The sequence below is a fragment of the Arthrobacter sp. KNU-44 genome, from assembly GCF_051843155.1.
Lineage (GTDB): Bacteria > Actinomycetota > Actinomycetes > Actinomycetales > Micrococcaceae > Arthrobacter.
Map to the genome: position 1 here is coordinate 1,020,309 of NZ_JBPXNG010000002.1, position 24,787 is coordinate 1,045,095.

Consider the following 24,787-nt stretch of genomic DNA (forward strand, 5'->3'; position numbering starts at 1 on the left):
AACACCTTTCAATACACCATTGCAAAACGGAGAGAGTCTCCGTATAGTTCTAAACGGAGCATCTCTCCTCTTAGTGTACGTCAGCCCTCTCGGCTAGAACAGGACACCTCCAATGACACCCACAATCGCCACACGCGCACCCGCCGGGATCGCCCTGACCAGCGGAAATCCGCGCGGCCGCGCCGGCAGCATTGGCCTCTGGCTGGTCATGCTGGCCCAACTCATGCTTGTCCTCGACGCGACCGTCGTGAACGTCGCGCTCCCCCACATCGCCACCGACCTCCACTTCGACCGGGCCGAGCTCAGCTGGGTCCTGAACGGCTACGCCGTCGCCTTCGGCGGCCTCCTGCTGCTCGGCGGACGGATCGGAGACGTCGTCGGCCGCCGTCGCACCTTCCTGGTGGGCGTCGCAGCCTTCACGCTCTTCTCACTGCTTGGCGGCCTGGCCACCTCGCCCCTCCTCCTTGTCATCGCACGCGCGCTCCAGGGCCTCGGCGCCGCATTCGCCGCCCCGAGCGTCCTCGCGCTCATCACCACCAGCGCAAAGGACGACGGCGCGCGGAACCGGGCGCTCGCCCTGTTCTCCGCCATTGCCTCAATGGGTGGCGCGCTCGGGCTCATCCTCGGCGGACTGCTCACCGACACCACCAGCTGGCGGTGGACCCTCTTCATCAACGTGCCGATCGGCGTCGTGGTCCTCATCGCGGTGCCGCGCCTCGTCGCGGAAACTCCCCGGCGGCCCGGCCGCTTTGACATCCTCGGAGCGGTGACCGCGACGGGCGGCGCCGTCGCGATCGTGTGGGGTCTCATTCAAGCGGGCGACGTCGGCTGGTCCAGCCCGCGCACGATCGGCGGCCTGGTGGTCGGGGCAGCGCTTATCGCAGTGCTCGCCGTCACCGAGAGGAGGTTCGCCCACCCACTGCTCCGTCCACAGCTGCTGCGCAGCCCGAGCCGAGTGGCGGCGCTCGCCGCGATGGCGGCCACCTACGGCGGGATGCTGGCGATGTTCTTCCTCATGGTCCAGTACCTCGAAGACGATCTGCACCTCACGCCCATGGTCACCGGGCTCGCGTTCCTGCCGATGCCGTTGAGCATCTTCGCGATGTCGCGGATCGTCCCGCGTCTACTTGAGCGCTTCGGGGCCGTCCGGCTGGTCATCTTCGGCACCGCCCTTCGCGTCGTCGCCTTCTTGCCGCTGACGCAACTGAACACGGACACCCCGTTCGCCCTTGTTTTGCTTGCACTTCTGGGCACTGGAATCTCGGCGGGCATGACGTTCATGCCGCTCACGACGCTCGCGCTGCGCAACGTCGAACCGGAGCACGCAGGGTCCGCGTCTGGACTCTTCCAGACAATGCAGCAACTGGGCGGCGCCGTCGGCCTGGCCATTGTGGCTTCGATCTACGCGGCCTTCGCTATCCCCGGCGACTTCCTGACCGGCGGACGGGCCGGGTTCTGGTCGGCAACCGTCCTTTCCGCACTCGCACTGGCAGTCGTCGTGGGGTTGGTCTTCAAACCCCGGAAAGCGGTATGAGGAGTGCGCTCACAGGCCGCCTAAGCCCTTGGCATAGGCGGCCTGCCCCACGTGTTGAAGGCAATCGGCAATAGTGCTGACCAACCGCACGCCGAGAGTGACGGGCGGGTCCCAGCGGGTGTCGACGATGCGATCAAGGTCCTCGTCCCCGAGAGTTTTCAGGAACGCAACCGTCTGCCGGTGGACGGCGTCGTAGTATTCGAGCAACAGCTCCGGCGGGGCCTGAACCGCATCGACCTTATCGCTCGAGTGGCCGTAGCCGGTGTCGCGCTCGGGCAGCGGCAGCTTGAAGCGGCCAGCATAGTCCTGCGAAGTCCACACCTGTTCGACGCCGGCGGCGGAGGCGACTTGGACGTCCTCCACCCGGCTGAGGTGCCAGATCAACCACGCAATCGAATTTCCGGTGCTGGCGGGCCGACGGACCAGAGAGCCGTCGTCGAGCCCTTCAAGGGTGGCGGCCACGGTGTCACGGATCCGGCCAAAGGCATCCTGCAGCAGTTCGTTGGATTTCATCGCGTCCCCTCACTAAGCGTTGTCGACGGGCTCCATGGGTCCGCCGGGCTTGGCTGCTCCTACCACCCAACCAGAGCCCGAACTGCCTGGGCAACCTGTTTTGGGCTTCGCGGTCCCGTCGCCACCACATGTGTTTCGAGTCGAGCGCCGGTCAGGATTTCATCGAGCTCCACGCTGCGATCCAGGTGCCAGGTCAGCTCCCGGCTGTTCGGCTCGTGGCGGTTCCTGAGCCGCTCGTGGATAGTCTCGATTGACGCGTCCAGCCGGATCACGGTGAGTTTTCCTCCACCGAGGGCTGCACGATAGCGATCCACCTCGGTGGATTGCTCAAGCACTCCTGCCAAAATGAACCTCCGTACGCCAACGTCACGATAATTCCCCGCGACAGCTTGAAGATTCCTCAGTTCCAGCTCGTGGTTGAACCGGTCCGATGAAGGCGCAGGCCAGCTCCGCCGCAACTCATCGAGGTCGATCACGGCATTGCTGATTCCGTCGTCGGCGAGGAGCCAGTGCAAGGCTTCGCCCGTGGTCGTCTTGCCGGCACCAACCGTGCCATTGAGGAAAACACTCTCAAGATCCGTAGCCATCCAAGGAGTCTAGGCTGAAGCTTGGGCCCACCCCCGTCCACGTAATCAAGGCGCGGCCAAACTGGCAGCGACGGGAGGCGATCACGGGCATAAGCTACAAGCAGAACGTCTCTTCCGACTCCGGGGAGCTCAAATGGACACTGAATTTGCCGATGTCATCGGTCACGATGTCACGACGATCACTTGCCTGTGCGGAAACACGGTCAGCAAAGAGGGATTGATTCAGGCCAACTCTCAAGGCGTCCCGGTGTACAGCGGAGCAACCGAGCCGGTCCCCGCAGGGCTGGCTCCGTGGCCCGACGATGAGGACCTCTACACTTTGTGTCCGTCATGCGGCCGGGTTTACCACGACACCGTCATTGAAGAGACGGGAACCGCACCCGTTGCCTTCCAGATCGACGTCACCGGCCCGGTCGCCGAGGCGATCAGGGTTCATTGGGACCTCAACACCTGATTTTTGGGACCTGTTTTCCTTGTTTCGCTTTGCGCGACGTCGATTGGCAGCGCAGGGGCTAAAAAAGTCAGACCCCCGTGACAGGGTTTATTCATGGAAGGCATCGGTCAACTCGTGGCACGTCGGGCAGCCTCGCCCGATGGCGGGATCGCGGCGCCGGGACGACTGTCCCGCCGCCTGAAGCCCGTCCCTGCCTGGCATGCCGGGCAGCAAAACCCGGCCGCCGTGCCGTCGCCGGCCGCGCTGTCCCCGCGGGCCGCGCTGTCCCCCGCACATGAGCTTGATCAGGCGGTGGCGGCGATGGATGCGCTGCGCTCAACCGCTCTCGCCGACGCCCGCGTGCTGGCTTTCCCCGAAGCCGCCGATTTCGCCGGCAAGGTCGAGGAGATCTCCCGGACGGTCGAGTTTCTGCAGCTCGTCGCAGCCCAGGCCGTGGAACGGACCCGGCGCGAAGCCCAGGCGGCATGGCAGGCATCCCCGGCGCCGGGGTGGCGGACCGGCTGGACCGAACCCACCGCAGCCGACACCGCAGCCGCACCGGTCGCGGGAGCAGCCGACGCGGTCGACGACGGGTACCGGAACGCGGCCGAATTCCTGCGGGCCAGGCTGCGGATCAGCATCGGCGAGGCCAGGCGCCGGCTTGTCCTGGCCTCCGGCGTGCTCCCGCAAACAGGGATCGCCGGACAGGACGTCCCCGCACGCCACGAACTCCTCGCCGAAGCCCTTTCCACGGCAGCCGTGCCGTCCCGATCGGCCACGATCATCAGCATGGCGCTGGACCAGGTGCGACACATCGCCGACGCGGACACCGCCCACCAGATGGAACACTCCCTCACCCGCACCGCAGTTGAGAGCGACCCCGATTTCGTGTCCCGGATGGCCAAACGCTGGGTCGACGCGATCGACCAGGACGGATCCGAACCCGGCGAGGAAGAACTACGCCATCGCCAAGGAGCGTTCATCCGCAAACCCCGCCGCGGACTGCACCACCTGGAAATCTTCGCCACCGCGGAACAATTTGAAACCCTCGCCACCGCCATGAACACCGCCGCCAACCCCCGCCTGCAGCCCAACGCCGCCGGCACAGGCACCGGCACAGGCACCGGCCCCGCCACCGGCCCCGACCTGGACCGCCGCTCCCGGGCACAGAAACTCCTCGACGGGCTCACCGGCGCCTGCGCAGTGGCCCTGGCCACCGGCGAACTGCCCGCCAACGGCGGCCTCCGGCCCCAGCTGATGGTGACCATCGACTACCGGGACCTCCTCGAACACCTCGACCACCTCGGCCGCGAAACGCCCGCCGGTCCCCGCCTCAGCAGCGGCGCGTCCACCTTTCAGGGCCCGCTCCACCCCGCGGTCATCCGCAAGATCGCCTGCGACGCGGACATCATCCCCGTCCTGCTCGGCAGCGATAGCCGCGTTCTGGACATCGGCCGCACCACCCGCATCTTCCCGCCCCACATCCGCAAAGCCATCATCGCCCGGGACCAAGGCTGCGCCTTCCCCGACTGCACCATCCCCGCACCCTGGTGCGAAGCCCACCACATCACCTACTGGTCCCACGGCGGCACCACCGGAACCGACAACGGCACCCTCTTATGCAGCCACCACCACCACGTCATCCACAAAGAACACTGGACCATCACCCTGGACACCGGCACAGCATGGTTCAAACCACCACCCCACGTCGACCCCCGCCAAACACCCCGACGCAACCACCACTTCAGACCCACCCGGACGTAAGCCTGCCCAGTTGAAGTCCACCCGAATCCGTTGACATGTGACCAAATGGTCACCTATTCTGAATGCATGGACGCCGTCTTCAAGGCACTCTCCGACCCCACCCGCAGGGATCTGCTCGACGAGCTCTTCCACGAGGACGGGCAGACGCTCAGCGCACTCGAAGCACGGTTCGACATGACCCGTTTCGGGATCATGAAGCACCTCAAGATCCTTGAGGAAGCCGGGCTGGTTGTGACCCGCCGTCGTGGTCGCGAAAAGCTCCACTACCTGAATCCGGTACCCATCAGGCTCGTCCACGACCGCTGGGTGAGCAAATATGCAGAACCGTGGGCCGCTGCGTTGAGCGACCTCAAGACCAGATTGGAAAGTCCCGTGGAAAAGATCTTCGAAATCTACATCAAGACCACTCCGGAGCGGCTTTGGGAAGCCATCACGGACAGCGACACCCGCAGCAAGTACCAGTTCGGCAACACCCACACCGCGGACTGGACGCCGGGCGGGCATTACGAGATGCATAATCCCAAAGCCAACGGAATGGTCCTGGGCGAAGGCGAAAACGTGGAGGTCGATCCGCCGCGCCGGCTCGTCCAAACCATGCGCGCGCTCTGGGGCGAGGACGTCAAAGCGGAGGGCACATCACGCGTCACATGGGAGATCGAACCCGTCGGCGACTCCTGCCACTTGACCGTCACCCACAGCGACCTTCGCGAAGGCGGTAACGACCAGATCTACGGCGGTTGGCCGATGATCCTCTCCGGCCTGAAGACCTGGCTGGAGACCGGCGAGGTTCTCACCACTCCGGGTTCATTGATGTATTCATGAGGCTCGACGGCGGTGCGACCCGCCGCTTTTAGGCCCTGGCAGCCGGAACGAGGGCCGCGTTGAGGTACTCCAAATGCGCCAGCGTCGGTGCAGTCACGTTCGCCGCGTATTCCGAGTGCTTGGTGAGGAACTTCTTGATGAAAGGGCACACGGGCACGATCCCGAGTCCCTCGCTCACAGTCTCATCCAAGGCAACTTCGGCGAGCCTGCCCGCCAGCCCTTGGCCGCCGAACTCCTCGTTGATCACGGTGTGGTAGAAAATCCGCTGCGGGGACCCACCGTCGTCGTACGCTTTGTACGCGGCCTTACCGATCACGTGGCCATCAGCGAGCACTTCAAAGCGTTCGCGGTCAACGTTGTGGCGGAAGGTGGCATCGGTCATCGCTGGCTCCTCGGTTAGGTCCTTTTGACCTACCCTAACCTCGGAGTCCGGGCGCTTTGTTCCCACGTTTTCTCCAAGTCCACATTTGGACTTGGAGAAAACTTGGAGTTACGGCTAAGCCGTGACGATGTCGCGCGTGGCGTGGTCGTACGTGAAGGTGATCTTGCCGCCGTCGTGCTGCAGTTCGTGATTGGCACCATCACGCGCGCCGAACGCGCCGTAGTTCTCGTCCCACGAGCGGTTCAGCGCGATCTTGTAGGTGTAGAAACCGGCAGGCAGCGTGGCGGCGAGGGTCCACACCTTACGACGCGAATTGAACTTCATCTGCACCTCGTCGTACTGCGGAGCCCAGTCCTCCGGCGCGCCGAGAATCGTGTTGAAGTCACCGGCGATCGCGACGGCGGACGGCTGGTCGAGCTTCTCGACGGCGGCAGTCGCTTTGGGTGCGGCAGCTTTCTTAGGCGCTGCCTTGGCGGCCGGTGCCTTTTCCGCGGCTGCTTTAGCCGCCGCGGCCTTTTCTGCAGCAGGCGCCTTCTTTGCCGCGGGCTTCCTGGCTGCGGCCTTCTTGACGGGGGCCGTGGGAAGCGGAGTGCCTGCAGGGACGGGGGTACCCTCAGTCAGCGCAGTAACGAACTCGTCCGGCTTGGCGAAAGCGACAGTGGCACGAAGACCGTCGTCGGTGATGGTCCAGCCCGAGCGACCCTTGATCAGCCAGCCAGCTTTGACCAGCTTCGCGGTCTCCGTCGTCAGGCTCTTATGGCCGCGTGGAATGCCTCCACTAAGCAGCTCACTCTCGCGCTCATCCAGCGGGACACGGACAATCGCTTCTGCCAGGATCTCGCCGGCATTCAACGACTTCTCGGACCAGGTTCCCTCAGCCAAGACGTCCAGGACGGTCTTGAGACGGGCACTGCTTTTTTCGACGGTGGACTTGGCCACTGGGTCTCCTTCAACGGCGAACATTCCTTCAGCAGTCTGCCAATGTTCTGTAAATTCTGGCGACTGTTCTCGGTAAACACCGTGTGTCGTGACCCACTATTACGCCCAAACGGTCGGCAAGTGATGGAAGGCTCTCGGGTACCGGTCAGTAGCAGGCGATTGAGGTACCCTCGAAGGCCTCCCTTACTCCCCCGAAGCCTTCTCCCACTGCGAAACCTCGTCCAACAGTTCCGCCTTCCGGGACTCGTCCGCGAACGACGAACGCACAGAGTTCGCGGCCAGGCGGGCCCGGTCAGCAACAGACAAGCCGTGCACCGCGACCAGTTGCTCGAAGTTGTCGTCCACGTAGCCACCGAAGTAGGCGGGATCGTCCGAATTCACGCTGACATTCAGCCCGGCCGCCAACATCGCGGGCAAAGGGTGATCGGCCAGGGTATCCACGGCGCGCAGCCGGACGTTGGACAGGGGGCACACGGTCAACGGGATCTGCTCGGCCACCAGCCGTTCCACTAGGGCCGGATCTTCCATGCAGCGGATGCCGTGGTCGATTCTCTCCACGCCAAGCAGGTCGAGAGCCTCGTACACATACGAAGCGGGGCCTTCCTCACCGGCGTGCGCTATCCGTCGGAGTCCGGCCTCCGCCGCCCGGCGGTACAACCGTTCGAACTTCGACGGCGGATTGCCCACCTCGGCCGAATCCAGGCCGATGCCGGCAATCGGCGCCTTCATGGCAAGGAGCTGCTCCAGAACCTCCAGCGCAGATTCCTCGGACATGTCCCTCAGGAACGCGGCAATCAGGAGCGTCGAGACGCCAAACTCCTCTTCCGACGTCGTGAGTTCGGACGCCACACCGTTCACGCACGTCTCCAGTGCCACTCCGCGCGAGATGTGCGCCTGCGGATCCATCATGATCTCGACATGCCGCACGCCACCGGCCGCGGCGCGCGCCAAATAGGCCCTGGTCATGTCCGCGAAATCCTGTTCGGTGCGCAACACGGCCATGTTGGCGTAGTACAGATCCAGGAATGACTGCAGGTCAGTGAACTCGTACCGGGCGCGCAACTCATCCAGATCCGCGTACGGAAGCTCAATCCCGTTCCGTTCCGCGAGCGCGAAAATCAGCTCGGGCTGGAGCGTCCCCTCGATGTGTAGGTGCAGTTCGGCAACCGGAGGTGCCGCCGTCGTCGTCGATTCGCCAAAAGTTTCCACCCGACAAGACTAGGACGAATACTGAATGCACCCGATTCGAGCGGAACCGCAAAGCGGGCTTTACGGCAGGAAGCGGTTGATTCTCCGCAAGAGGGACCCAAACACCGGATGGTGCTGCCAGCGGCGGGCCATTACCGCGCCGCGGGCTCGATCAACCGACCCCAGAACTGCACGAGCGGGCCAGTTTCCGGCACGAGTCTCCCGCCGACGCGCGGCGCTTCGGAGCGAGACAGTACAAGACAGGCATACTCCCGCCTCCGGATGTGCTCCAAGCCGGACGATCTTGGCCTCCGGATACTCGGTGCCGCAACACCAGCAAGCAAAACTGCTATGTACTTCATGACCGAATTCCGGCGCAGCATCCATGGGACAAGTATCGCCGCCAAAGCGATCTTCAGGGCCCCGATACCACGAGCGAGGGGAAGGCCACACCGCGCCAACTTGGATCTACGCGGTTCGGCCCCCAAACTGAAAGGATGCAGACCTTCCTTCCGTTCCCCGATTTCAAGCAGAGTGCTGCCGTCTTGGACACCGCAAGGCTAGGCAAGCAGCGTGTCGAAGCACTGCAGATCCTTCGCGCACTGGTGATCCCCGAGTTCGGCCGGCCCTCCCACCCCGCTATCCGCATGTGGATGGGCTACGTTCCCGCACTTACTCTCTACGGCCTGGCCATGGTGGACGAATGGGTCGCCCGCGGCAATCCGGACAACACCCGCGCCAGCATCACCGAGTTCGCACCCCAAGCAGCCCACCCGGACTACGCCTCCAAGATTCCGATGCCGCCGTGGCTCGGCGACGCCGACTTCCACTTGAGCCACCGCTCCAAGCTGCTCCAGAAAGAGCCCCGCTTCTACGCCGAGCTTTTTCCCGACACTCCGAACGACCTTGAGTACCTCTGGCCCGAGCCCAGTCACGAGTTCATCCCCGAAGACCCCTACGACGACTTCATTTGGGTGCTTCGCGCTCCGGTGGGCGACGTCGAACCCGAGAAGATCGACAAGGTGGGGATGCCGGCAGCGGGCAAAGCCAAGGCCGCGAACATCGACGGCGACGGCTACCAATTCGTCTACGCTTCGGAAACGTCCCGTCGCCCGGGCAAGACCGCCCGCAAGGCCCCGAAGCAACTGGTGAAGAGGCCCACCCGCAACCGCCAGCGCCAGGACGAGGCCTTCCGGACGCTCCCCGGGAACACGCCAGTCCTCGTCCCCATCGAGGGCGGCGCCAAGTTCGCCCTGGGCAAGATCCTCGGCCGGCCGATCACGCTGGAAGACGGACGTTTCGGCCGCAACTTCGAGGTCACCAAGATCATTGACCGCACGGACTTCGACTACCCGGCCTTGTTGCAGGATCCTCGGGCATTCTTCCCGATCCCGGCACCCTAGCCTGGGACAAGGGGACTGATGGATTTCCAGCAAATCATCGAGGCCGTCGGCCGGTACATGGACTTTGCGGGTGTGGCAGTGATGGTTGTGGGAGCCATCGCATCGATACCCCTTGCCCTGCGCGGTTACAAGCCCAAACGCCTGCCGGCAAGCTCGGCGCCGCTTTCGGTCTACCGCTCCTACAGGCAGCTTCTGGGACGCTCCATCCTGCTTGGCCTCGAATTTCTGGTGGCCGCGGACATCATTCGTACTGTCGCAGTCACCCCCACTTTTGAGAGCGTGGGGGTGCTGGCGGTCATCGTGCTGATCCGGACGTTCTTGAGCTTCTCCATCGAGCTTGAGATCACCGGGCGTTGGCCGTGGCAGAAGGCTCCCGCTCCCACGCCGGACTCGGGAGCCCCTCTCACATCACCGGCTTCGTGACACACGAGTAGGCGCCGCCGTCGTTTTGGCGTTGCGGCTACTTGTTCTGCCGACGGACGAGTGCCCGGATAACCAAGATCTCGTAGGCCACCAAGGCGACGGCGGCAAAATGAGTGTTCTTGTTTGGGACGAATGAGTAGTTACATTGGAAATGCCCGCTAGGCCCTTTGGTGAATACTCTGGTTCCCGATGAGTGCCAGCTCAGGCCATCCCCTAACGCAACTAACTCGCAGTAGGTGTCGTTTTCAGGGCTCAAAACGACACCTACTGCGTGGGCCGACGCCGGCGAGGGACCCGGCCTGAGCTTGCGAAGGCTGGGAGCCGGTGGGGACTAGTTGGGCCCGGGCTTCATCGATGTCTTCGGTCTTCCCCGGTGCTGGAACGCCTCGTCCCACTGTGCCCATTCCTCCGGCCGCACCGAAGGCCGGCCCAGCAGGTAGCCCTGCCCCGCAGTCATGCCGAGCTCGGCTACCGCACTTAGCTCGGCTTCGGTTTCAATCCCTTCGGCGACCAGGGCTGCCCCGATTTCCTTCGCGAAGCCGACCATGGCCGCCCCGAGGGCCCGCTGGCCCGGGTCGGTGTCGATGCCGGCGATGATCTCCCTGTCCAGCTTGATCACATTGGGCTTCAGCAACAGGATGTGGCGCATGGAAGCAAAGCCAGCACCTGCGTCATCAACGGCGATCCTCAAGCCGCGGCAGCGCAAAGGTGCAAGCGCCGCAGCGAGGGGACCATAGTCAACAACGTGGTGGCGTTCCGTCACCTCGAGCACGATCCGGCCCGTCGATATTCCAGAGTGCGCAAGAATATCGGAGAGTCTCGCGTCAAGGCATGCCCGGGGTGAGAGATTCACGGAAACCGACAACGCGAGTGGCAGCCCCTTCGCAGCCGCGAGGGCGGTCTCGAGGGCAAGAATCTCAAGCTCAACATCCAGTCCGACGGTGGTAGCCTCGGCGAACATCATCTCGGGGGAAATGCTCGGAGATCCCGGGAACCGCGTCAAGGCTTCAGCCCCAACGATTGAGTCTGATTCCAGGGAGCGGATGGGTTGGAATGCCGTCATCAAGGAACGCCTGGCGAGCACCGCCTCGATCCGGCTCCTGATCTCCCCGGTAGCCAGCGAGTCCCGTGTCCGGGGATCAAGGGCCCTGCTGGTCCCCTCAAAACCACTTGGGCGTCCAGCGGCGTCGCGAAGTGCTCTTCCGGACACCTCGACCAGAACCCTGCTGCCGTCCTTGTGGCGGCACACGGCGTGAAGTCCGGACCACCCGGCGGCAGCATCTTGAGTGGAAGCCCTTCCCTGCAGGGCGTCGGCCAGATCATCAGGGTCAATGATCAGACGGAAATGCCTGCCTAGTAGCTCTGAAGGCTCGTAGCCGATCAAATCCACGCCCGCCGGGCTGGAGAAGGTGAAGCGCCCGTCAGGTCCTATGGCCCACAACCACTCCCGGCTGGTGCTCAGCACCGTGTCCATCAAGCGGGTGGTCCGGGAGGCTTCAGCCCGCTCCCGGAGCTGCTGGCGCACCAAAAAAAATGATGCGAAAACCACTGCCGGCACCACGAGCAACGAAAAAGCATCCGAAATCCAGACCGGCCATCCCCAGGCTTCCCAGGAATCATCGCCGAAGAGGTAGGGCAGCCCCACCGCCAGGGCAACACACAACTCCATGGCGAAGATGGCATACAACCACCATCTAGGCCTGAACGTCCGTGTCCTCTTCCCCTGCCCGCGCGTTCGAATCATGGCCCCCCCTGGCACAAGCTAACGCTGCTGATCTCCTACATGATGCCACTCATACGTCGGGAATCAGTAGCATCCCTTCAGAATGATCAGCCTTTGGGTGCCGGGGCCGGACAATGTGTGCGGCTATTTCCCCAGCCCGGCCCGGCGCAGCGCTTCCGCCATGGCCGTGTTGACCGGCGCCTGGGGAGCCGCCTTCGCAGGCGCCGCCTTGCGAGCAGGCGCACCCTTAGCAAGAGCCGCCTTCGCGCTATGTCCACCCTGCGGCGCCGCCGGGCGCGAGCCGCGCTCACGCCCGCCGCCCCGGGAACCGGACCCGCCCGCGGTGCCAGGTTCGTCGTCGAGCCTGAGGGTGAGCGAAATCCGCTTCCGCTCCGGGTCCGCCTCAAGGACCTTCACGCGGACAACCTGTCCGGACTTCACGATCTCGCGGGGATCGGACACGAACTTGTTGGACAACGCGGACACGTGGACCAGCCCGTCCTGGTGTACTCCGACATCCACGAAAGCCCCGAACGCTGCCACATTCGTGACGGTGCCCTCCAGGATCATGCCGGGCTTGAGGTCCGAAATCTTCTCGATGCCCTCGGAGAACGTCGCCGCCGCGAATGCCGGCCGAGGGTCGCGGCCCGGCTTTTCGAGCTCGGACATGATGTCGCGCACCGTCGGCAGGCCGAACGTCCCGTCCACGAACGCCTGCGGATCGAGCGAAGACACAGCAGCGCCACGTGCAGCAGCGACGATCTTCCGGGCTACCGAATACGCTTCCGGGTGGACACTGGACGCGTCGAGCGGTTCCGTTCCCCCGGTGATCCGCAGGAAGCCCGCGCACTGCTCAAAAGCCTTGGCACCCAGCCGCGGCACCTTCTTGAGGTCGGCCCGCTTAGCGAAGGGGCCGTTCTCGTTGCGGTACGCCACGATGTTCTCGCTGAGAAGCGGCCCGACGCCGGCCACCCGGGCGAGCAGCGCGGGCGACGCCGTGTTCACGTCCACGCCCACCGCATTCACGCAGTCCTCGACGACGGCGTCCAGCGAACGGTCGAGCTTGGCAGCCGTGACATCGTGCTGGTACTGCCCCACCCCGATCGACTTCGGTTCGATCTTCACCAATTCGGCCAGCGGATCCTGCAAGCGTCGGGCGATCGAAACGGCCCCGCGCAAGGACACGTCCATGCCGGGCAGTTCCGCGGCCGCGAGCGCAGACGCCGAATACACGGACGCACCTGCCTCGGAGACCACGAGTTTCTGCAACGTCGGCCCGCCGGATGCTGCCAGCGACTTGATGAGCTGCACCGCGAGCTTGTCGGTTTCGCGGGACGCCGTGCCGTTGCCGATCGCCACCAGCTCGACGGCGTGCTGCCGCGCCAGGCGCTCGAGCGTCACCAGGGCCTCGTCCCATTTCTTTGCCGGGGCGTGGGGATAAACGGTGTCGGTGGCGACGACTTTGCCGGTGCCATCGACGACGGCCACTTTCACCCCGGTGCGCAGTCCCGGGTCCAGGCCCAGCGTGGCACGGTTTCCGGCGGGAGCTGCAAGAAGCACGTCGCGGAGGTTGGCGGCGAACACCCTCACGGCTTCATCCTCGGCCTGGGCGAACATGCGGCCGCGCAGGTCATTGCTGAGCCGGTCCAGGATGCGCGAGCGCCAGGCGATCTGTGCGGTCTGCACAAGCCATGAATCGGCGGGGCGGCCACGCTCGGCGACCCCGAGGCACTTGGCCACAGCGTTCTCGTACCGGCCGCGCGCGGCGGCCAGGGCGTCGTCGTCGGCGGGTTCTGCCTCGGCGAGATCAAGCTCTAGGACGCCGTCGTTCTCGCCTCGCAAGAGCGCTAGCACGCGGTGGCCGGGCATTCCGGAAGGCACTTGGGAGAACTCGAAATAGTCCTTGAACTTTTGCCCCTCGGTTTCCTGGCCCTTCTTCACGCGCGAAACCATCCGTCCCTGCGTCCATAACCGCTCGCGCAGCGTTTCGGCGAGATCGGGGTCCTGGGATACCCGCTCCACGAGGATCGAGCGCGCGCCGGCGAGGGCCGCGGAGGCGTCGTCGATGGAGTGTTCGGCGTTGAGGTACTTGGCGGCCTCACGCTCAGGCTCGAGCTGCGGGTTCCCGAGCAGCGCATCGGCGAGCGGCTCAAGGCCGGCTTCGCGGGCGATCTGCGCTTTGGTGCGGCGCTTCGACTTGAATGGCAGGTAGATGTCTTCCAGCCGGGACTTGGTATCCGCGCCGACGACGGCAGCCTCCAGTTCCGGAGTCAGCTTGCCTTGAGCGGCAATCGCCTCAAGCACAGTTCGACGGCGGTCCTCAAGGTCCCGCAGGTACCTGAGCCGTTCCTCGAGTTCGCGCAACTGGGTGTCATCGAGCGTCCCGGTGACTTCCTTGCGGTACCGGGCGATGAACGGGACAGTCGATCCGGCGTCGAGCAAGTCAACCGCGGCCTTGACCTGCCAGGCCTTCACACCGAGCTCGTCGGCGATCACGGCGTGGATGGCGGCGTCTGCTGATTGGGGCTGTGCTGACTGGGGCTGGGGAAGATGGGTCACCATGACATTTTGCCTTATGGGTTCGCCGTGGCTAAAGACGGCGCGGATTGCCCGCACACGGAAGCGCCACGGCCGGCGGGCCGTGACGCTTGATGGGTGCGAAAGTTGCGGTTAGCCCAGTTGCGCCATGGGGGTCTTGGCGGAGATGTGCTCCACCAATTCGCCCACGCGCTCCTCGGTGTAGTTGCGGGCGATGTCGCCCTGGCTGATGATGCCCACCAACTTGTGGTCGGTGATGACCGGAAGGCGCCGGATCTGGTGCTTTTCCATCAGGTCGATGGCGGCATCAATGCTGGCATCCGCATCGATCCAGATCGGCGTGCCCTGGGCGAGATCTGCCGCGGTCAGCCGGTCGGCATCCAGTCCCTCAGCAACGCACTTGACCACAATGTCGCGGTCAGTGATGAATCCTTTGAGTTTTCCATCGTTGCCGCAGATCGGCAGCGAACCGACGTCCAGATCGCGCATCAGGACAGCCGCGTCACGCAGCGACTGCTCTTCTTTGACGCACTGGGCATTGGTGGTCATGAATTCGCGCACAACACTCATGAGTCCTCCTTGATCGATTGGGTATCGACGCGGACCCCCGGCACCGACGCCGATGCTGTCAGCCTACGCTTGGGGTTTGGCTGTGGCCAGATTCTTTTTGCTCCGCTGGTCTTACTCGGCGCTCCGCTGGTCTTACCCAGCGCTCCGCTGGTCTTACTCGGCGATGTCCTCGGCCCACAGTTCCGGATTCTCTTCCTGGAACGTGCGCATCATGTCCACGCACCTCTGGTCATCGAGGACCACCACCTCCACGCCTCTGGACCGCAGCAGCTCGAATTCGCCGTCGAAGGTGCGGGCCTCCCCCACCACCACGCGCGGGATTTTGAATTGGATGATGGTGCCCGTACACATGGCACACGGAGCGAGGGTCGTATAGAGGGTTGTGTCCCGGTAGCTCTTCTGCCGGCCGGCTGCGCGAAGGGCCGACATTTCCCCGTGCGCGATGGGATCGCCGTTCTGGACGCGTTCGTTGTGCCCGCTCGCGATCACCACGCCACCGCGGGCTAGCGCTGCGCCGATGGGAATGCCGCCTTCGCGAAGGCTTTTTTGGGCTGCCTGGTATGCGGCTTCGAAGGCGGGATCTTGGGCGGTTTTGGCGTCAGACGTGGTCATTCGGAGCCTGCTTTCCGGGTGGTGGGGATCTTCCGCTACTTGTTCTATAACTTATATAATAAAGACGGAGGTGTGAGTGATGATCCTCAACGTAGACCTAGCCAGCGACATACCGATCTACCAGCAGTTGCGGGACCAGATCGTGGAGGCAATCGCCGACGGCGTGCTGGCGGAGGGCAGCTCTTTGCCGGCAACCAGGACGCTCGCCGCGGACTTCGGGATCAATTTCCACACCGTGAACAAAGCCTATGACCTGTTGCGCCAGCAAGGCCTGATCCAGCTCAACCGCAAGACCGGCGCGGTGGTGACCCCGACAGTCGCAGACCCGCCGTTCGGCGCGGAGTGGACTGCGAGGGCACGGACCCTCCTCGCCGAAGCCGTCGCCAGGGGACTATCGGCCGACGAAGTTCTCAAGTCCTGCCGATCGATACTCGATTCATTTGGAACCACGCAGCCAGAGGAAACACCATGACCGTTGCCATTGTCCTGAGCTCCGCGTTGGCGGCACTGGTGCTCGCCATCGCGCTGGTCCTGCCCGCGATCAACAGCCCGACGGTTCCCTTCGGGGTCCGCGTACCGGCCCAGCGTGCCGACGACCCGACCGTGGTCAGGCAGACCCGCATCTATCGTTGGCGGGTTCTCCTGAGCGGGATCGTCGCCATCGGGGTCTGCCTTGCCATTTACGCAATGACAGGCGAAACGCTGCTATTGCCGCTGTCGGTGCTGGTGCTGGTCGGCTTCTGGTACGGCTGCTTCTTCCTGGCCAACCACGAAATCCGGGCGGCCAAAGCCGCCGGAGGTTGGTATGAGGGCGTCCGCCAAGTCATCGCGGTGGACACCGAATTGCGGACCGATCCACCGCGTTTTCCCTGGCTCTGGCTGGCGCCGGCATTGATCGTCACTATCGCCACTGTGGTGATCGGCGTGATCAGCTACCCGTCCATGCCGGACGTGCTCGCAGTGCACTACGGTGCGAAAGGCATGCCCAATCGATTGGCCGCCAAATCGATCGGCACCGCCTTCTCACTGGTATTCGTGCAAATCGGCGTGACCGCGCTGCTCATGGGTATCGCAGCGGCGATCCTCTTCCGCAGCCGGCCCGACATCGACCCGGCGCACCCGGCAGGCTCCGCGCACTGGCACCGCCGGTACATGCTGCTGGGCGCCAAGGCACTCCTCGGATTGCTCGCGATGATCGACCTGGCGATGCTGGGATCATCGTTGCTGATGTGGACGGGCACGGTCACGCCATGGGCGCCGCTGGTGGTCGCGCTCCCGATCCTGGCCGCCGTCGCGGTCGCCGTCGTCGTCTTCGCCAGGAACAACCGCGCCAGGGACGAGGGCGAGGAGGACACCGGCCTGACCCATCGGGAGGACGACAAATACTGGCGGAGCGGTTTGTTCTACGTCAACCGCGAAGACCATGCGCTGATGGTTCCGCGGCGCTTCGGCCTAGGATGGACCCTCAACTTCGGCAATCCCAGGGCAGCCATGATCCTGGCCGGCGTGGTCGCGCTCATCGGCCTGGTGATCACCCTCCGTTTCAGCGGCTGAGCCCACCGCGCTGACCCAGGGCTGCCTTACTGTCGGACCGCACTGATAGCTTGGCTTCATCAGCTCAACGGTCTGGGGGCACGGTGTTTTTTCTCGATTCAGTAGATGCAGGGCACGAGCGGGATCTGGTGTTTTCCGCCAGCGACCTCGTCACGGCCTCCACGTGCGAGTACCAGTTGCTGCGCAAGTTGGATGAGAAGCTGGGCCTCTCGCAGAAGCCGTCCTTCGCCGTCGACGAAATGCTGGAACGGACCGCCGCCCTGGGCGACGTTCACGAGCACAGGGTGCTGGACCGTTTCGTGGCCGAGTTCGGCACCTGGGATCCGCTGACGCGCGCGGGCGTGTTCGACATCGTTCCCGCCGAAGCGATGGACCGCGCCACCCTGCAAGCCAAGCATGCGGAATCGATCGACGCGCTGCGATCGGGCGCGGATGTGGTCTTCCAGGCGGCATTCTTCGACGGCCAGTTTCACGGACGGTCCGATTTCCTCGTCAAGCAGCCGGATGGCAGCTACGCAGTGTACGACACCAAGCTCGCCCGGCATGCCAAGGTCACTGCGCTGCTGCAACTGGCTGCCTACGGCGACCAGCTGCTCAAGGCGGGAATCACTCCGGCCCCGGACCTGACCCTTGTCCTCGGGGCTACCATTCAGCGGGACGCTGCCGGATCGGACGCCGGCGGCTTCGACTACGTGCACAGCGACCACCGGCTCGCCGATGTCCTTCCGGTGTTCCGTGAACGCCGGGACCGCTTCCTCACATTGACGGACGCGCACCGATCGCGGCTGGAGCCTATCCAATGGGGCGCGCCCGGAGTCACCGCGTGCGGGCGCTGCGACTACTGCAAAGAACAAGTGCGCCTCCACCGGGATCTGCTGATGGTGGCGGGGATGAGGATCACCCGGCGCAAGAAGCTCATGGAAAACGGCATCTTCACCATCGACGCCCTTGCCGGGATGCCCGACGCCGCGGATTCCGCCACGCGCCGACTGCAGGAACAAGCCCGACTGCAAACCGGAACAGCCACACCCGATGGGACACTCAATTACACCGACAAGACGGGCACTGCGAAGAGCATCAGCTACTCCGTCCTGGAGTCCAACTCCCTGGCCCGGCTCCCCCGGCCCGACGCGGGAGACATCTTCTTCGACTTCGAGGGAGACCCCCTGTGGCAAGACCCGGTAACGGGCCGCTGGGGACTGGAGTACTTGTTCGGGGTCGTGGAAAATCCGACGGAGCCGGGCGGATCTCCGGTGTTCAAACCGTTCTGGGCACATTCCCGGGCTGAGGAACGGCAGGCGTTCATCGATTTCCTCGACTACGTGGAAGAACGACGCATGAAGTATCCGGACATGCGGATCTATCACTACGCGGCCTATGAGAAAACCGCGCTGCGGAACCTATCGGTCATCCACACGGTGGGCGAAGCCGCCGTGGACAACCTCCTCCGCGAAGGCGTGCTGGTGGACCTCTACGACACCGTGCGGCACAGCATCCGCATTTCTGAAGACTCCTACAGCATCAAAAAACTCGAGCCCCTGTATATGGGCGAACATTTGCGTTCGGGCGACGTGACCGACGCCGGAGCCTCCGTGGTTGCCTACGCCAACTACTGCACGGCCCGGGACGCGAACCGCGACGACGAGGCGGCAACCATCCTCGCGGGCATCTCCGACTACAACGAATACGATTGCCTCTCCACCCTGGAACTGCGGAATTGGTTGCTGGGCTTGGCAGCGGAACGCTCCATTGAACCCGGTTTTCCGGCCGCTTCGGGACCCGAGCTACCCGCGGAGACCGAGCCGGACAAGTACGAGGCCGCGCCCGAGGAAACAGCCCTCCACGACTACCTTGCGGAATTGCCGGACGATTCCCTCCGCTCCAACGACAACCGGGCGGTGGCCATGGTGGCGGCCGCGGTCGGTTTTCACCGGCGTGAGGACAAGCAATTCTGGTGGGGACACTTCGACCGCCTGGACCGGCCAGTTTCCGAATGGGAAGACACGAGGGACTGCTTCATCGTGGAAGGCGGCGAAGTGCTGGACGACTGGGCCAAGCCAACTCCCCGCAGCAACCCGGCCCGGACGGTACGGCTGTTCGGCCACGCCGCCGACGGCTCCGGTTTCGCGCCCGGTAAGAAGTACTTCCGGATGTACGAATCGCCCGTGCCGGAGGCTTTCGACGGCAAGGCAGTCAGCGCCCTGGGCAGGTCGGGAGCGGGAGGGACTGAGGTAATCGAGGTAGGCGATCCCGACGCCCTTGATGACGGGGGCGCGCTTTCAGGGCCCGACGACGGTGCTTCGGATGTCGTGACGATTTCGGAGCGACTGCCCAAGGGTGCCGACGAATACTCGCAGCTTCCCATGGCATTGACCCCCGACGCTCCAGTCAATACGGACGGGCAGAGGAAGGCCTTGAGCGAACTGGCCGTCAAGCTCCGTTCCAGTCTGCCGTCATGGCCCAAGGATCCGGCGTTGGACTTGTTACGCCGTATCCGGCCGAGGCTGGCCGCGCTTCTGGAACTGCCCGCCGTCGGATCCGGCGACGATGCATATGTGGACGCCATCACCGCCGCAGTATCGGATCTGGACCAGTCATACCTGGCAGTGCAGGGGCCTCCCGGCACGGGCAAGACGTACGTTGGCTCGCACGTCGTGGCGCGGCTGGTGCGTGCAGGTTGGAAGGTAGGGGTTGTTGCACAGTCCCATGCGGTCGTCGAAAACATGCTGCACGCTGCGGTGAAGGCCGGGGTGGATCCTACGCTCATCGCCAAGGAAATGAAGCATGACGACCCCGTTCCGTGGGACCAGCAGACCAAGGATGACCTTGAGCGGCTGCTGGCCTCCGCGGAAGGCTGCTTGATCGGCGGCACCGCGTGGACCATGACCGGCCGGACCGTTCCTCCTGGCTCCTTGGACTTGCTGGTGATTGACGAAGCCGGTCAGTTCTCGCTCGCCAACACCCTCGCCGTGAGCCGGGCAACGAAGAGACTGCTGCTCCTCGGCGACCCGCAGCAGCTTCCCCAAGTCACCCAGGGCAAGCACCCCGAACCGGTCGATGAGTCCGCTCTCGGCTGGCTGGCCAACGGCATGCACACGCTGCCCGCGGAGCTCGGCTACTTCCTGGCGACGTCGTGGCGCATGCACCCGGATCTGTGCGCCGCGGTGTCGGAGCTGTCCTACGATGGCCGGCTGCATTCAGCACCGGCTGCTTCGACGCGGCGTCTGTCCGGCGTTCGGGCCGGCGTCGAGTGCGTTTACGTCCAGCACAGTGGCAATTCCACGCAGTCTCCCGAAGAAGCGGTGGAGGTAGTCCGCCAAGTGAGGGCACACCTTGGTCTGGCTTGGCTGGACCCACGCGAATCATCCGAGGAGCGGCCACTGCTTGAAAAGGACATCCTCGTGGTTGCTGCCTATAACGCCCAAGTTCAGCTCATCCAGCACGAACTAAGGGCGGCTGGACTTCGCGGCGTGCGGGTCGGGACCGTGGACAAGTTCCAGGGGCAAGAAGCTCCTGTGGTAATCGTGTCCATGGCTGCGTCGGCTGCAGCCGAGGTGCCCCGCGGCATGGAGTTCCTGCTCTCGCGCAACCGGATCAATGTGGCGGTGTCGCGCGGTCAGTGGCGGGCCGTCGTCGTACGCTCACCGGAGCTGACCAACTACCTGCCCACCCAACCGGAAGGGCTGGAGCACCTGGGCGGTTTCGTGGGACTGTGCCAGCGCAGAGACCCAACTGATCCCCACCGCCACCCTCGCCTCGCAAGCTCGGCCAGGGAACCCTGGCGGCGTGGGCCCACGCATTAGTTGTCGTTATGAGGGCTGAAAACGACAACTACTGCGAGTTAGTTGGGCAAGCCAAGGGCTTCGTGTAACCCCAGCGCTTCGTCCAAGACCGCCCCGAAGTTCGCGGCGTCGTGGGCGAAGCGGCCTAGGAAAAGTCCGGACACGCCCCGCAGTTCAGGCAGGAGCCCCGGTTTGGCGGAGCCACCGTAAATGATCGGCAGCCCGGCGAGGCCATGTTCGGCAAGCAAGCCCCGGAGGTGATCGACGACGTCGGACACGTAAGCCGCGCCGGCTGGCTCGGCAGCGCCGATGGCCCACACCGGTTCGTACGCTATGACCAGGCAGGCCGCCGTCGCCCAGTCGTCCCGTACAGCGGCCGAGATCTGCCGGAACACGAACGACGCCGACACCCCCGGATCGGCGACCGCCTCCTCGCCGACGCACAGCAGCGGGGTCAACCCTGCATCCACCGCGGCCCTGACCTTCAATGCGACCACGGCGTCGTCCTCGCTGAAGTGCCGGCGCCGTTCCGCGTGTCCGATCTCCACGAGCCGCACACCGAGCTCCGCCAGCAGCGACGGTGACACTTCACCCGTCCACGGACCCTCAGCCCAGCCACAGTTCTGCGCGCCCAGGCGCAGCGAAGAGCCGTCCAGAATCCGGACGGCGTCCGGCAACATGGGGAACGACGGGATCACAAACGGGACCACCCGCCCGGCCACGAGGGCCGGACGGGCGTCCACTTCATTTCGCACTCGCTCCAGCCAAGACAAGCTGTGCCGGTAGCCCATGTACATCTTGGTGCTGACCCCGATGTACAACGGGCTACTTGCCCAGAAGATCGTCGGCCTTGTTCCTGAATGCCCGGGTGCCATACATCATGGCGGCCGCCAGGAAGGGCAGGATTCCGAGGGCGTAGACCCCGGCGGATCCGGTGGGGTCTGCCGTGGCGCTGTTGACCGCGGTCCGAAGGATCGGAGCCACGAAACCGCCCAGGTTGCCCAGCGAGTTGATGAGGCCGATGCCGGCCGCGGCTGCGGAACCGGCAAGGAATGCGGTGGGGTAGGCCCAGACGACCGGCCCGACTGCGAGGAAGCTGCATACCGCGAGGGTAATGAAGATCATCCCCAGCACCGGCTGGTGGTTGGTGCCGGCCCACGCCGACCCAAGGATGCACAGACCTGTCGATACAAACAGCACCGTGCCGAACATGCGGCGCTTGGCAACCGTGTTGGCTGCCCGGCCGATCAGGTAGCAGGAGAAGATTCCGAAGAACCACGGAACGGCGATCAGCAGTCCGACGGCGAGACCCACCTTCTGGCCTGTCAGCGAAGAAACCTGCTGCGGGAGGAAGAAGGTGACGCCGTAAACGGCGATCTGCAGGCAGAAGTAGATGAGGGTGAAGTACCAAACGCGACCGTTGCGCATCGCCGCGAACACGCCCCGCGGCCCGGTTTCATCCTTGACAGTGTCTTCCTGCGTCATGATCTCCTTGAGCGCGAACTTCTCGTCGAGGTTGAGGAACTTGGCCTTCTCCGGGCCGTTGATGAGGAAGAAGAACGCCGCAATGCCGGCGAGTACGGCCAGGATGCCCTCGGTGAAAAACATGACCTGCCAGCCCCGGACGCCGGGAAGCTGGTCGCCGATGTTGATGAGCCAGCCCGAGAGCGGGTTGCCGATCATTTGGGAGAACGGCTGCGCGAGGTAGAAGATCGCGAACATCTGCACTCGCACCTTGTTCGGGAACCACTCGGCCAGGTACATGATGACGCCCGGGAACAGGCCCGCCTCGGTGACGCCGAGCAGGAACCGCAGGATCACAAAGGACGTCTCACCCTGCACGAACGCAAAGCAAGCAGAGACGATGCCCCACGTGATTGCAATGCGGGCGAGCCAGATCTTCGCTCCGACCTTCTTGAGCAGCAGGTTGCTGGGGATTTCAAAGATCGCGTAACCGATGAAGAAAATACCGGCACCGAGCGCGAACGCCCCGGCCGAGACGCCTTTGTCAGCGCCGAGCGCAGCTTCGGCGAAGCCGACATTGGTGCGGTCGAGGAAGGAGACCACATAGAGGATGACCAGCATCGGCATGAGCCGGAAGGCAGCCTTGCGGATCGCCGATTTCAGGACCGGCGAATCCAGCATCTCCTTCGTGGACGTTGTTACAGCGGACATCGAAACTCCTCGTTGAGTAATCAGTGTTGAGAAATCAGTGTTGAGTAGTCAGGTTTCAGGCATTAGTGCATGTACAGGCCGCCGTCGACATTCAGCGTCTGGCCCGAGATGTAGCCGGAGTCTTCGCTGATGAGGAAGGCGATGGCGGCAGCGATGTCCCGGGTGGAGCCCACGCGGTTCACCACGAGGTCCTTGGTGAGTTCGTCCTTGCGTTCCTCGCTGAGGGTGCCGCCCATGATGTCGGTGTCGATGGGGCCGGGAGAAATGGCGTTGACGGTGATGTCGTACTCCCCCAGTTCACGGGCGGTGGCGCGGGTCAGCCCGATGACTCCGGCTTTGGCTACCGAGTACGGGGTTTTGGAGAACGTCCCGCCGCCGCGCTGCGCGGAAACCGAGGAGATGTTCACGATGCGTCCGATCCGGTTCTTGACCATGGATTCGGCCACGCGGCGGGTGGCGAAGTGGACGCCGTTGAGGTTGATGCTCAGGACGCGGTTCCATTCGGCAGGCTCGAGTTCCAGGTACGGAATCGGTGAGCTGACGCCTGCGACGTTGGCCAAGGCTACGATCTGCGGCAACTCGGCCTCGAGCGTGTCGATCGCCGAGCGCACGGATGCTTCATCGGCCACATTGGCGCCCACGCCATAGGCCTGCACGCCGTATTCGGTGGCGATTTCCTTGGCGGTGCTCTTGCAGAGGGCGTCGTCGAGGTCGATGATGCCGATGTTCCAGCCCTGTGCCGCGAGGTAGTTGACGGTAGCCCGGCCGATGCCGCGCTCGGAGACGGCGCCGGTGACGATTGCTGTGCGTTCTGCGGGGAAGGTGCTCATGGGTATTCTCCTGTGAATGTCGGGACTAGTTGATGGGGGCCGGGCCGAGCTCGTCGAGGAGCTTCTGCATGGCCACGTAGGCCTTGTTCCGGTAAGCGATGAGTTCAGGCGTCCGTTCCGCCGGGACGTTGAGGAAGCCTGCCCCGGTCTTGGTGCCCAGCTTTCCCGCCTCCACGAGGTCGCTCAGGATCTTCGGGGTCGCGAAGCGTTCCGGGAATCCGGTCTGCAGCGACTTGTAGCAGAAGTTATAGACGTCCAGTCCGGCCATGTCCGCGATGGCGAACGGGCCGAAGAACGGCAAGCGGAAGCCGAACGTTGTACGGACCAGGGTGTCGACGTCGTCGGCTGTTGCGATCCCTTGCTCCACCAGCTGCGCGGCCTCGTGGAAAAGCGCGTACTGCAGCCGGTTGAGCACGAAACCGGTGACGTCCTTGACGACGGCGGTTTGCTTGCCGGCCGCGTGGACCAGTTCGCGGGACGCAGCTACGGTCTCCGGCGTGGTGCCGGCGTGGGGAATGATTTCGACGCCCGGGATGAACGGGGACGGGTTGGAGAAGTGGACGCCCAGGAATCGCTCCGGACCCGCTACGGCCTCGGCGAGATCTGCAATGGAAATGGTGGAGGTATTCGAGCCGATCAACGCGTCCGGACGGGCGGCTGCACTGATCCGGGCCAGGGTCTGGTGCTTGATGTCGAGGACCTCCGGCACGGCTTCTTCGATGAAGTCGGCGTCCGCCACGGCCTCTTCGATGTCCTTGGCGGCCCACAGATTGGCCTTCAGGATTGCCGTGGAACCTTCCGGGAAGAGGCCCGCGGCCACGAATTCGTCCGACTCGACGAGCAGGCGGTCGTAGTTCTTTTGCGCGATTTCGGCGGACACATCCGCCAGCGCCACGCGCGCTCCGCCGAGGGCCAGGACCTGCGCGATCCCGCCGCCCATGTAACCGGATCCGACGACGGCGATCTTCCGGGCCGCGCTTCCGTCGCCTGCGGCGCTGCTTGCTGATTCAGTCAT

The 24,787-nt window shown here is 64.3% G+C and carries 22 protein-coding genes; 9 read left to right on the forward strand and 13 right to left on the reverse strand.

Features of this window, described 5'->3' with window-relative positions; translation table 11 throughout:
• Positions 1-112 precede the first annotated feature (112 nt).
• Positions 113-1,534 carry an MFS transporter gene (locus tag ACSVHC_RS05525; RefSeq protein WP_437772716.1) on the forward strand — a complete coding sequence of 474 codons (1,422 nt, stop codon included), beginning with the start codon at positions 113-115 and terminating at the stop codon, positions 1,532-1,534.
• A gap of 9 nt (positions 1,535-1,543) precedes the next feature.
• On the opposite strand, the gene ACSVHC_RS05530 is transcribed toward ACSVHC_RS05525, so the two are convergent.
• Positions 1,544-2,047, reverse strand: coding sequence for a mycothiol transferase (locus ACSVHC_RS05530; RefSeq protein ID WP_437772715.1), 504 nt, complete (start codon positions 2,045-2,047; stop codon positions 1,544-1,546).
• Positions 2,048-2,106: 59 nt separating this feature from the next.
• Positions 2,107-2,634 carry an AAA family ATPase gene (locus ACSVHC_RS05535; protein WP_437772714.1) on the reverse strand — a complete coding sequence of 176 codons (528 nt, stop codon included), beginning with the start codon at positions 2,632-2,634 and terminating at the stop codon, positions 2,107-2,109.
• Between the two features lie 133 nt (positions 2,635-2,767).
• On the opposite strand from ACSVHC_RS05535, the gene ACSVHC_RS05540 reads away from it, so the two are divergent.
• The 3 genes from ACSVHC_RS05540 (at position 2,768) to ACSVHC_RS05550 (ending at position 5,653) form a co-directional block, all read left to right on the forward strand.
• Positions 2,768-3,088 (forward strand): hypothetical protein, encoded by a 321-nt coding sequence (locus ACSVHC_RS05540; RefSeq protein WP_437772713.1) that lies wholly within the window; start codon positions 2,768-2,770, stop codon positions 3,086-3,088.
• Between the two features lie 93 nt (positions 3,089-3,181).
• Positions 3,182-4,831, forward strand: coding sequence for an HNH endonuclease signature motif containing protein (locus ACSVHC_RS05545; protein WP_439180649.1), 1,650 nt, complete (start codon positions 3,182-3,184; stop codon positions 4,829-4,831).
• A gap of 66 nt (positions 4,832-4,897) precedes the next feature.
• Positions 4,898-5,653 carry an ArsR/SmtB family transcription factor gene (locus tag ACSVHC_RS05550; protein ID WP_437772711.1) on the forward strand — a complete coding sequence of 252 codons (756 nt, stop codon included), beginning with the start codon at positions 4,898-4,900 and terminating at the stop codon, positions 5,651-5,653.
• 28 nt (positions 5,654-5,681) lie between these two features.
• On the opposite strand, the gene ACSVHC_RS05555 is transcribed toward ACSVHC_RS05550, so the two are convergent.
• The 3 genes from ACSVHC_RS05555 to ACSVHC_RS05565 all read right to left on the reverse strand — a co-directional run bounded on the left by ACSVHC_RS05555 (position 5,682) and on the right by ACSVHC_RS05565 (position 8,183).
• Positions 5,682-6,035, reverse strand: coding sequence for a GNAT family N-acetyltransferase (locus ACSVHC_RS05555; RefSeq protein WP_404502402.1), 354 nt, complete (start codon positions 6,033-6,035; stop codon positions 5,682-5,684).
• 114 nt (positions 6,036-6,149) lie between these two features.
• The gene (locus ACSVHC_RS05560) at positions 6,150-6,974 is read right to left on the reverse strand and encodes a pullulanase X25 domain-containing protein (RefSeq protein ID WP_437772710.1); all 825 of its coding nucleotides are present in this window, start codon (positions 6,972-6,974) and stop codon (positions 6,150-6,152) included.
• A 183-nt stretch (positions 6,975-7,157) separates the two neighbouring features.
• A complete protein-coding gene (locus ACSVHC_RS05565) occupies positions 7,158-8,183 on the reverse strand; it encodes an adenosine deaminase (protein ID WP_439180650.1) in 1,026 nt (341 codons plus the stop codon).
• Between the two features lie 476 nt (positions 8,184-8,659).
• Between ACSVHC_RS05565 and ACSVHC_RS05570 the strand changes: the two genes are divergently transcribed.
• A complete protein-coding gene (locus tag ACSVHC_RS05570) occupies positions 8,660-9,565 on the forward strand; it encodes an MSMEG_6728 family protein (protein WP_437772708.1) in 906 nt (301 codons plus the stop codon).
• 18 nt (positions 9,566-9,583) lie between these two features.
• A complete protein-coding gene (locus tag ACSVHC_RS05575) occupies positions 9,584-9,988 on the forward strand; it encodes a DUF1622 domain-containing protein (protein ID WP_437772707.1) in 405 nt (134 codons plus the stop codon).
• A gap of 331 nt (positions 9,989-10,319) precedes the next feature.
• Here ACSVHC_RS05575 and ACSVHC_RS05580 read toward each other — a convergent pair whose 3' ends face one another.
• The 4 genes from ACSVHC_RS05580 to ACSVHC_RS05595 all read right to left on the reverse strand — a co-directional run bounded on the left by ACSVHC_RS05580 (position 10,320) and on the right by ACSVHC_RS05595 (position 15,431).
• Positions 10,320-11,732 carry a sensor domain-containing phosphodiesterase gene (locus ACSVHC_RS05580; protein WP_437772706.1) on the reverse strand — a complete coding sequence of 471 codons (1,413 nt, stop codon included), beginning with the start codon at positions 11,730-11,732 and terminating at the stop codon, positions 10,320-10,322.
• Positions 11,733-11,855: 123 nt separating this feature from the next.
• Complete coding sequence (locus ACSVHC_RS05585) at positions 11,856-14,273, reverse strand: Tex family protein (RefSeq protein ID WP_437772705.1); 2,418 nt, start codon at positions 14,271-14,273, stop codon at positions 11,856-11,858.
• A 108-nt stretch (positions 14,274-14,381) separates the two neighbouring features.
• Positions 14,382-14,819 carry a CBS domain-containing protein gene (locus tag ACSVHC_RS05590; RefSeq protein ID WP_437772704.1) on the reverse strand — a complete coding sequence of 146 codons (438 nt, stop codon included), beginning with the start codon at positions 14,817-14,819 and terminating at the stop codon, positions 14,382-14,384.
• A 153-nt stretch (positions 14,820-14,972) separates the two neighbouring features.
• Positions 14,973-15,431, reverse strand: a complete 459-nt coding sequence (locus ACSVHC_RS05595; protein ID WP_437772703.1) for a nucleoside deaminase — start codon at positions 15,429-15,431, stop codon at positions 14,973-14,975.
• A gap of 79 nt (positions 15,432-15,510) precedes the next feature.
• On the opposite strand from ACSVHC_RS05595, the gene ACSVHC_RS05600 reads away from it, so the two are divergent.
• From ACSVHC_RS05600 to ACSVHC_RS05610, 3 genes are all read left to right on the forward strand, one after another.
• On the forward strand, positions 15,511-15,903 hold the full coding sequence (locus ACSVHC_RS05600; protein ID WP_437772702.1) for a GntR family transcriptional regulator: 393 nt from the start codon (positions 15,511-15,513) through the stop codon (positions 15,901-15,903).
• Positions 15,900-16,985, forward strand: coding sequence for a DUF1648 domain-containing protein (locus ACSVHC_RS05605; protein WP_437772701.1), 1,086 nt, complete (start codon positions 15,900-15,902; stop codon positions 16,983-16,985). The genes ACSVHC_RS05600 and ACSVHC_RS05605 overlap by 4 nt, the downstream gene beginning before the upstream one ends.
• A gap of 83 nt (positions 16,986-17,068) precedes the next feature.
• Positions 17,069-20,788 (forward strand): TM0106 family RecB-like putative nuclease, encoded by a 3,720-nt coding sequence (locus tag ACSVHC_RS05610; RefSeq protein WP_439180651.1) that lies wholly within the window; start codon positions 17,069-17,071, stop codon positions 20,786-20,788.
• Between the two features lie 38 nt (positions 20,789-20,826).
• Here ACSVHC_RS05610 and ACSVHC_RS05615 read toward each other — a convergent pair whose 3' ends face one another.
• The 4 genes from ACSVHC_RS05615 to ACSVHC_RS05630 all read right to left on the reverse strand — a co-directional run bounded on the left by ACSVHC_RS05615 (position 20,827) and on the right by ACSVHC_RS05630 (position 24,787).
• Positions 20,827-21,642, reverse strand: coding sequence for a triose-phosphate isomerase family protein (locus ACSVHC_RS05615; RefSeq protein WP_437772699.1), 816 nt, complete (start codon positions 21,640-21,642; stop codon positions 20,827-20,829).
• A complete protein-coding gene (locus ACSVHC_RS05620; protein WP_437772698.1) occupies positions 21,593-22,942 on the reverse strand; it encodes an MFS transporter in 1,350 nt (449 codons plus the stop codon). The genes ACSVHC_RS05615 and ACSVHC_RS05620 overlap by 50 nt, the downstream gene beginning before the upstream one ends.
• A 62-nt stretch (positions 22,943-23,004) precedes the next feature.
• Positions 23,005-23,772 carry an SDR family NAD(P)-dependent oxidoreductase gene (locus tag ACSVHC_RS05625; protein ID WP_437772697.1) on the reverse strand — a complete coding sequence of 256 codons (768 nt, stop codon included), beginning with the start codon at positions 23,770-23,772 and terminating at the stop codon, positions 23,005-23,007.
• A 25-nt stretch (positions 23,773-23,797) separates the two neighbouring features.
• Positions 23,798-24,787 carry a 3-hydroxyacyl-CoA dehydrogenase family protein gene (locus ACSVHC_RS05630; protein WP_439180652.1) on the reverse strand — a complete coding sequence of 330 codons (990 nt, stop codon included), beginning with the start codon at positions 24,785-24,787 and terminating at the stop codon, positions 23,798-23,800.

What these genes read in the sequence shown, in the direction of transcription:
- ACSVHC_RS05600 (WP_437772702.1), top strand. Translation starts at nt 15,511, where the DNA reads ATGATCCTCAACGTAGACCTAGCCAGCGACATACCGATCTACCAGCAG.
- ACSVHC_RS05545 (WP_439180649.1), top strand. Translation starts at nt 3,182, where the DNA reads ATGGAAGGCATCGGTCAACTCGTGGCACGTCGGGCAGCCTCGCCCGAT.
- ACSVHC_RS05585 (WP_437772705.1), bottom strand. Translation starts at nt 14,273, where the DNA reads ATGGTGACCCATCTTCCCCAGCCCCAGTCAGCACAGCCCCAATCAGCA.
- ACSVHC_RS05590 (WP_437772704.1), bottom strand. Translation starts at nt 14,819, where the DNA reads ATGAGTGTTGTGCGCGAATTCATGACCACCAATGCCCAGTGCGTCAAA.
- ACSVHC_RS05530 (WP_437772715.1), bottom strand. Translation starts at nt 2,047, where the DNA reads ATGAAATCCAACGAACTGCTGCAGGATGCCTTTGGCCGGATCCGTGAC.
- ACSVHC_RS05525 (WP_437772716.1), top strand. Translation starts at nt 113, where the DNA reads ATGACACCCACAATCGCCACACGCGCACCCGCCGGGATCGCCCTGACC.
- ACSVHC_RS05605 (WP_437772701.1), top strand. Translation starts at nt 15,900, where the DNA reads ATGACCGTTGCCATTGTCCTGAGCTCCGCGTTGGCGGCACTGGTGCTC.
- ACSVHC_RS05535 (WP_437772714.1), bottom strand. Translation starts at nt 2,634, where the DNA reads ATGGCTACGGATCTTGAGAGTGTTTTCCTCAATGGCACGGTTGGTGCC.
- ACSVHC_RS05595 (WP_437772703.1), bottom strand. Translation starts at nt 15,431, where the DNA reads ATGACCACGTCTGACGCCAAAACCGCCCAAGATCCCGCCTTCGAAGCC.
- ACSVHC_RS05540 (WP_437772713.1), top strand. Translation starts at nt 2,768, where the DNA reads ATGGACACTGAATTTGCCGATGTCATCGGTCACGATGTCACGACGATC.
- ACSVHC_RS05625 (WP_437772697.1), bottom strand. Translation starts at nt 23,772, where the DNA reads ATGAGCACCTTCCCCGCAGAACGCACAGCAATCGTCACCGGCGCCGTC.
- ACSVHC_RS05620 (WP_437772698.1), bottom strand. Translation starts at nt 22,942, where the DNA reads ATGTCCGCTGTAACAACGTCCACGAAGGAGATGCTGGATTCGCCGGTC.
- ACSVHC_RS05630 (WP_439180652.1), bottom strand. Translation starts at nt 24,787, where the DNA reads ATGACTGAATCAGCAAGCAGCGCCGCAGGCGACGGAAGCGCGGCCCGG.
- ACSVHC_RS05615 (WP_437772699.1), bottom strand. Translation starts at nt 21,642, where the DNA reads ATGGCACCCGGGCATTCAGGAACAAGGCCGACGATCTTCTGGGCAAGT.
- ACSVHC_RS05580 (WP_437772706.1), bottom strand. Translation starts at nt 11,732, where the DNA reads ATGATTCGAACGCGCGGGCAGGGGAAGAGGACACGGACGTTCAGGCCT.
- ACSVHC_RS05555 (WP_404502402.1), bottom strand. Translation starts at nt 6,035, where the DNA reads ATGACCGATGCCACCTTCCGCCACAACGTTGACCGCGAACGCTTTGAA.
- ACSVHC_RS05575 (WP_437772707.1), top strand. Translation starts at nt 9,584, where the DNA reads ATGGATTTCCAGCAAATCATCGAGGCCGTCGGCCGGTACATGGACTTT.
- ACSVHC_RS05570 (WP_437772708.1), top strand. Translation starts at nt 8,660, where the DNA reads ATGCAGACCTTCCTTCCGTTCCCCGATTTCAAGCAGAGTGCTGCCGTC.
- ACSVHC_RS05550 (WP_437772711.1), top strand. Translation starts at nt 4,898, where the DNA reads ATGGACGCCGTCTTCAAGGCACTCTCCGACCCCACCCGCAGGGATCTG.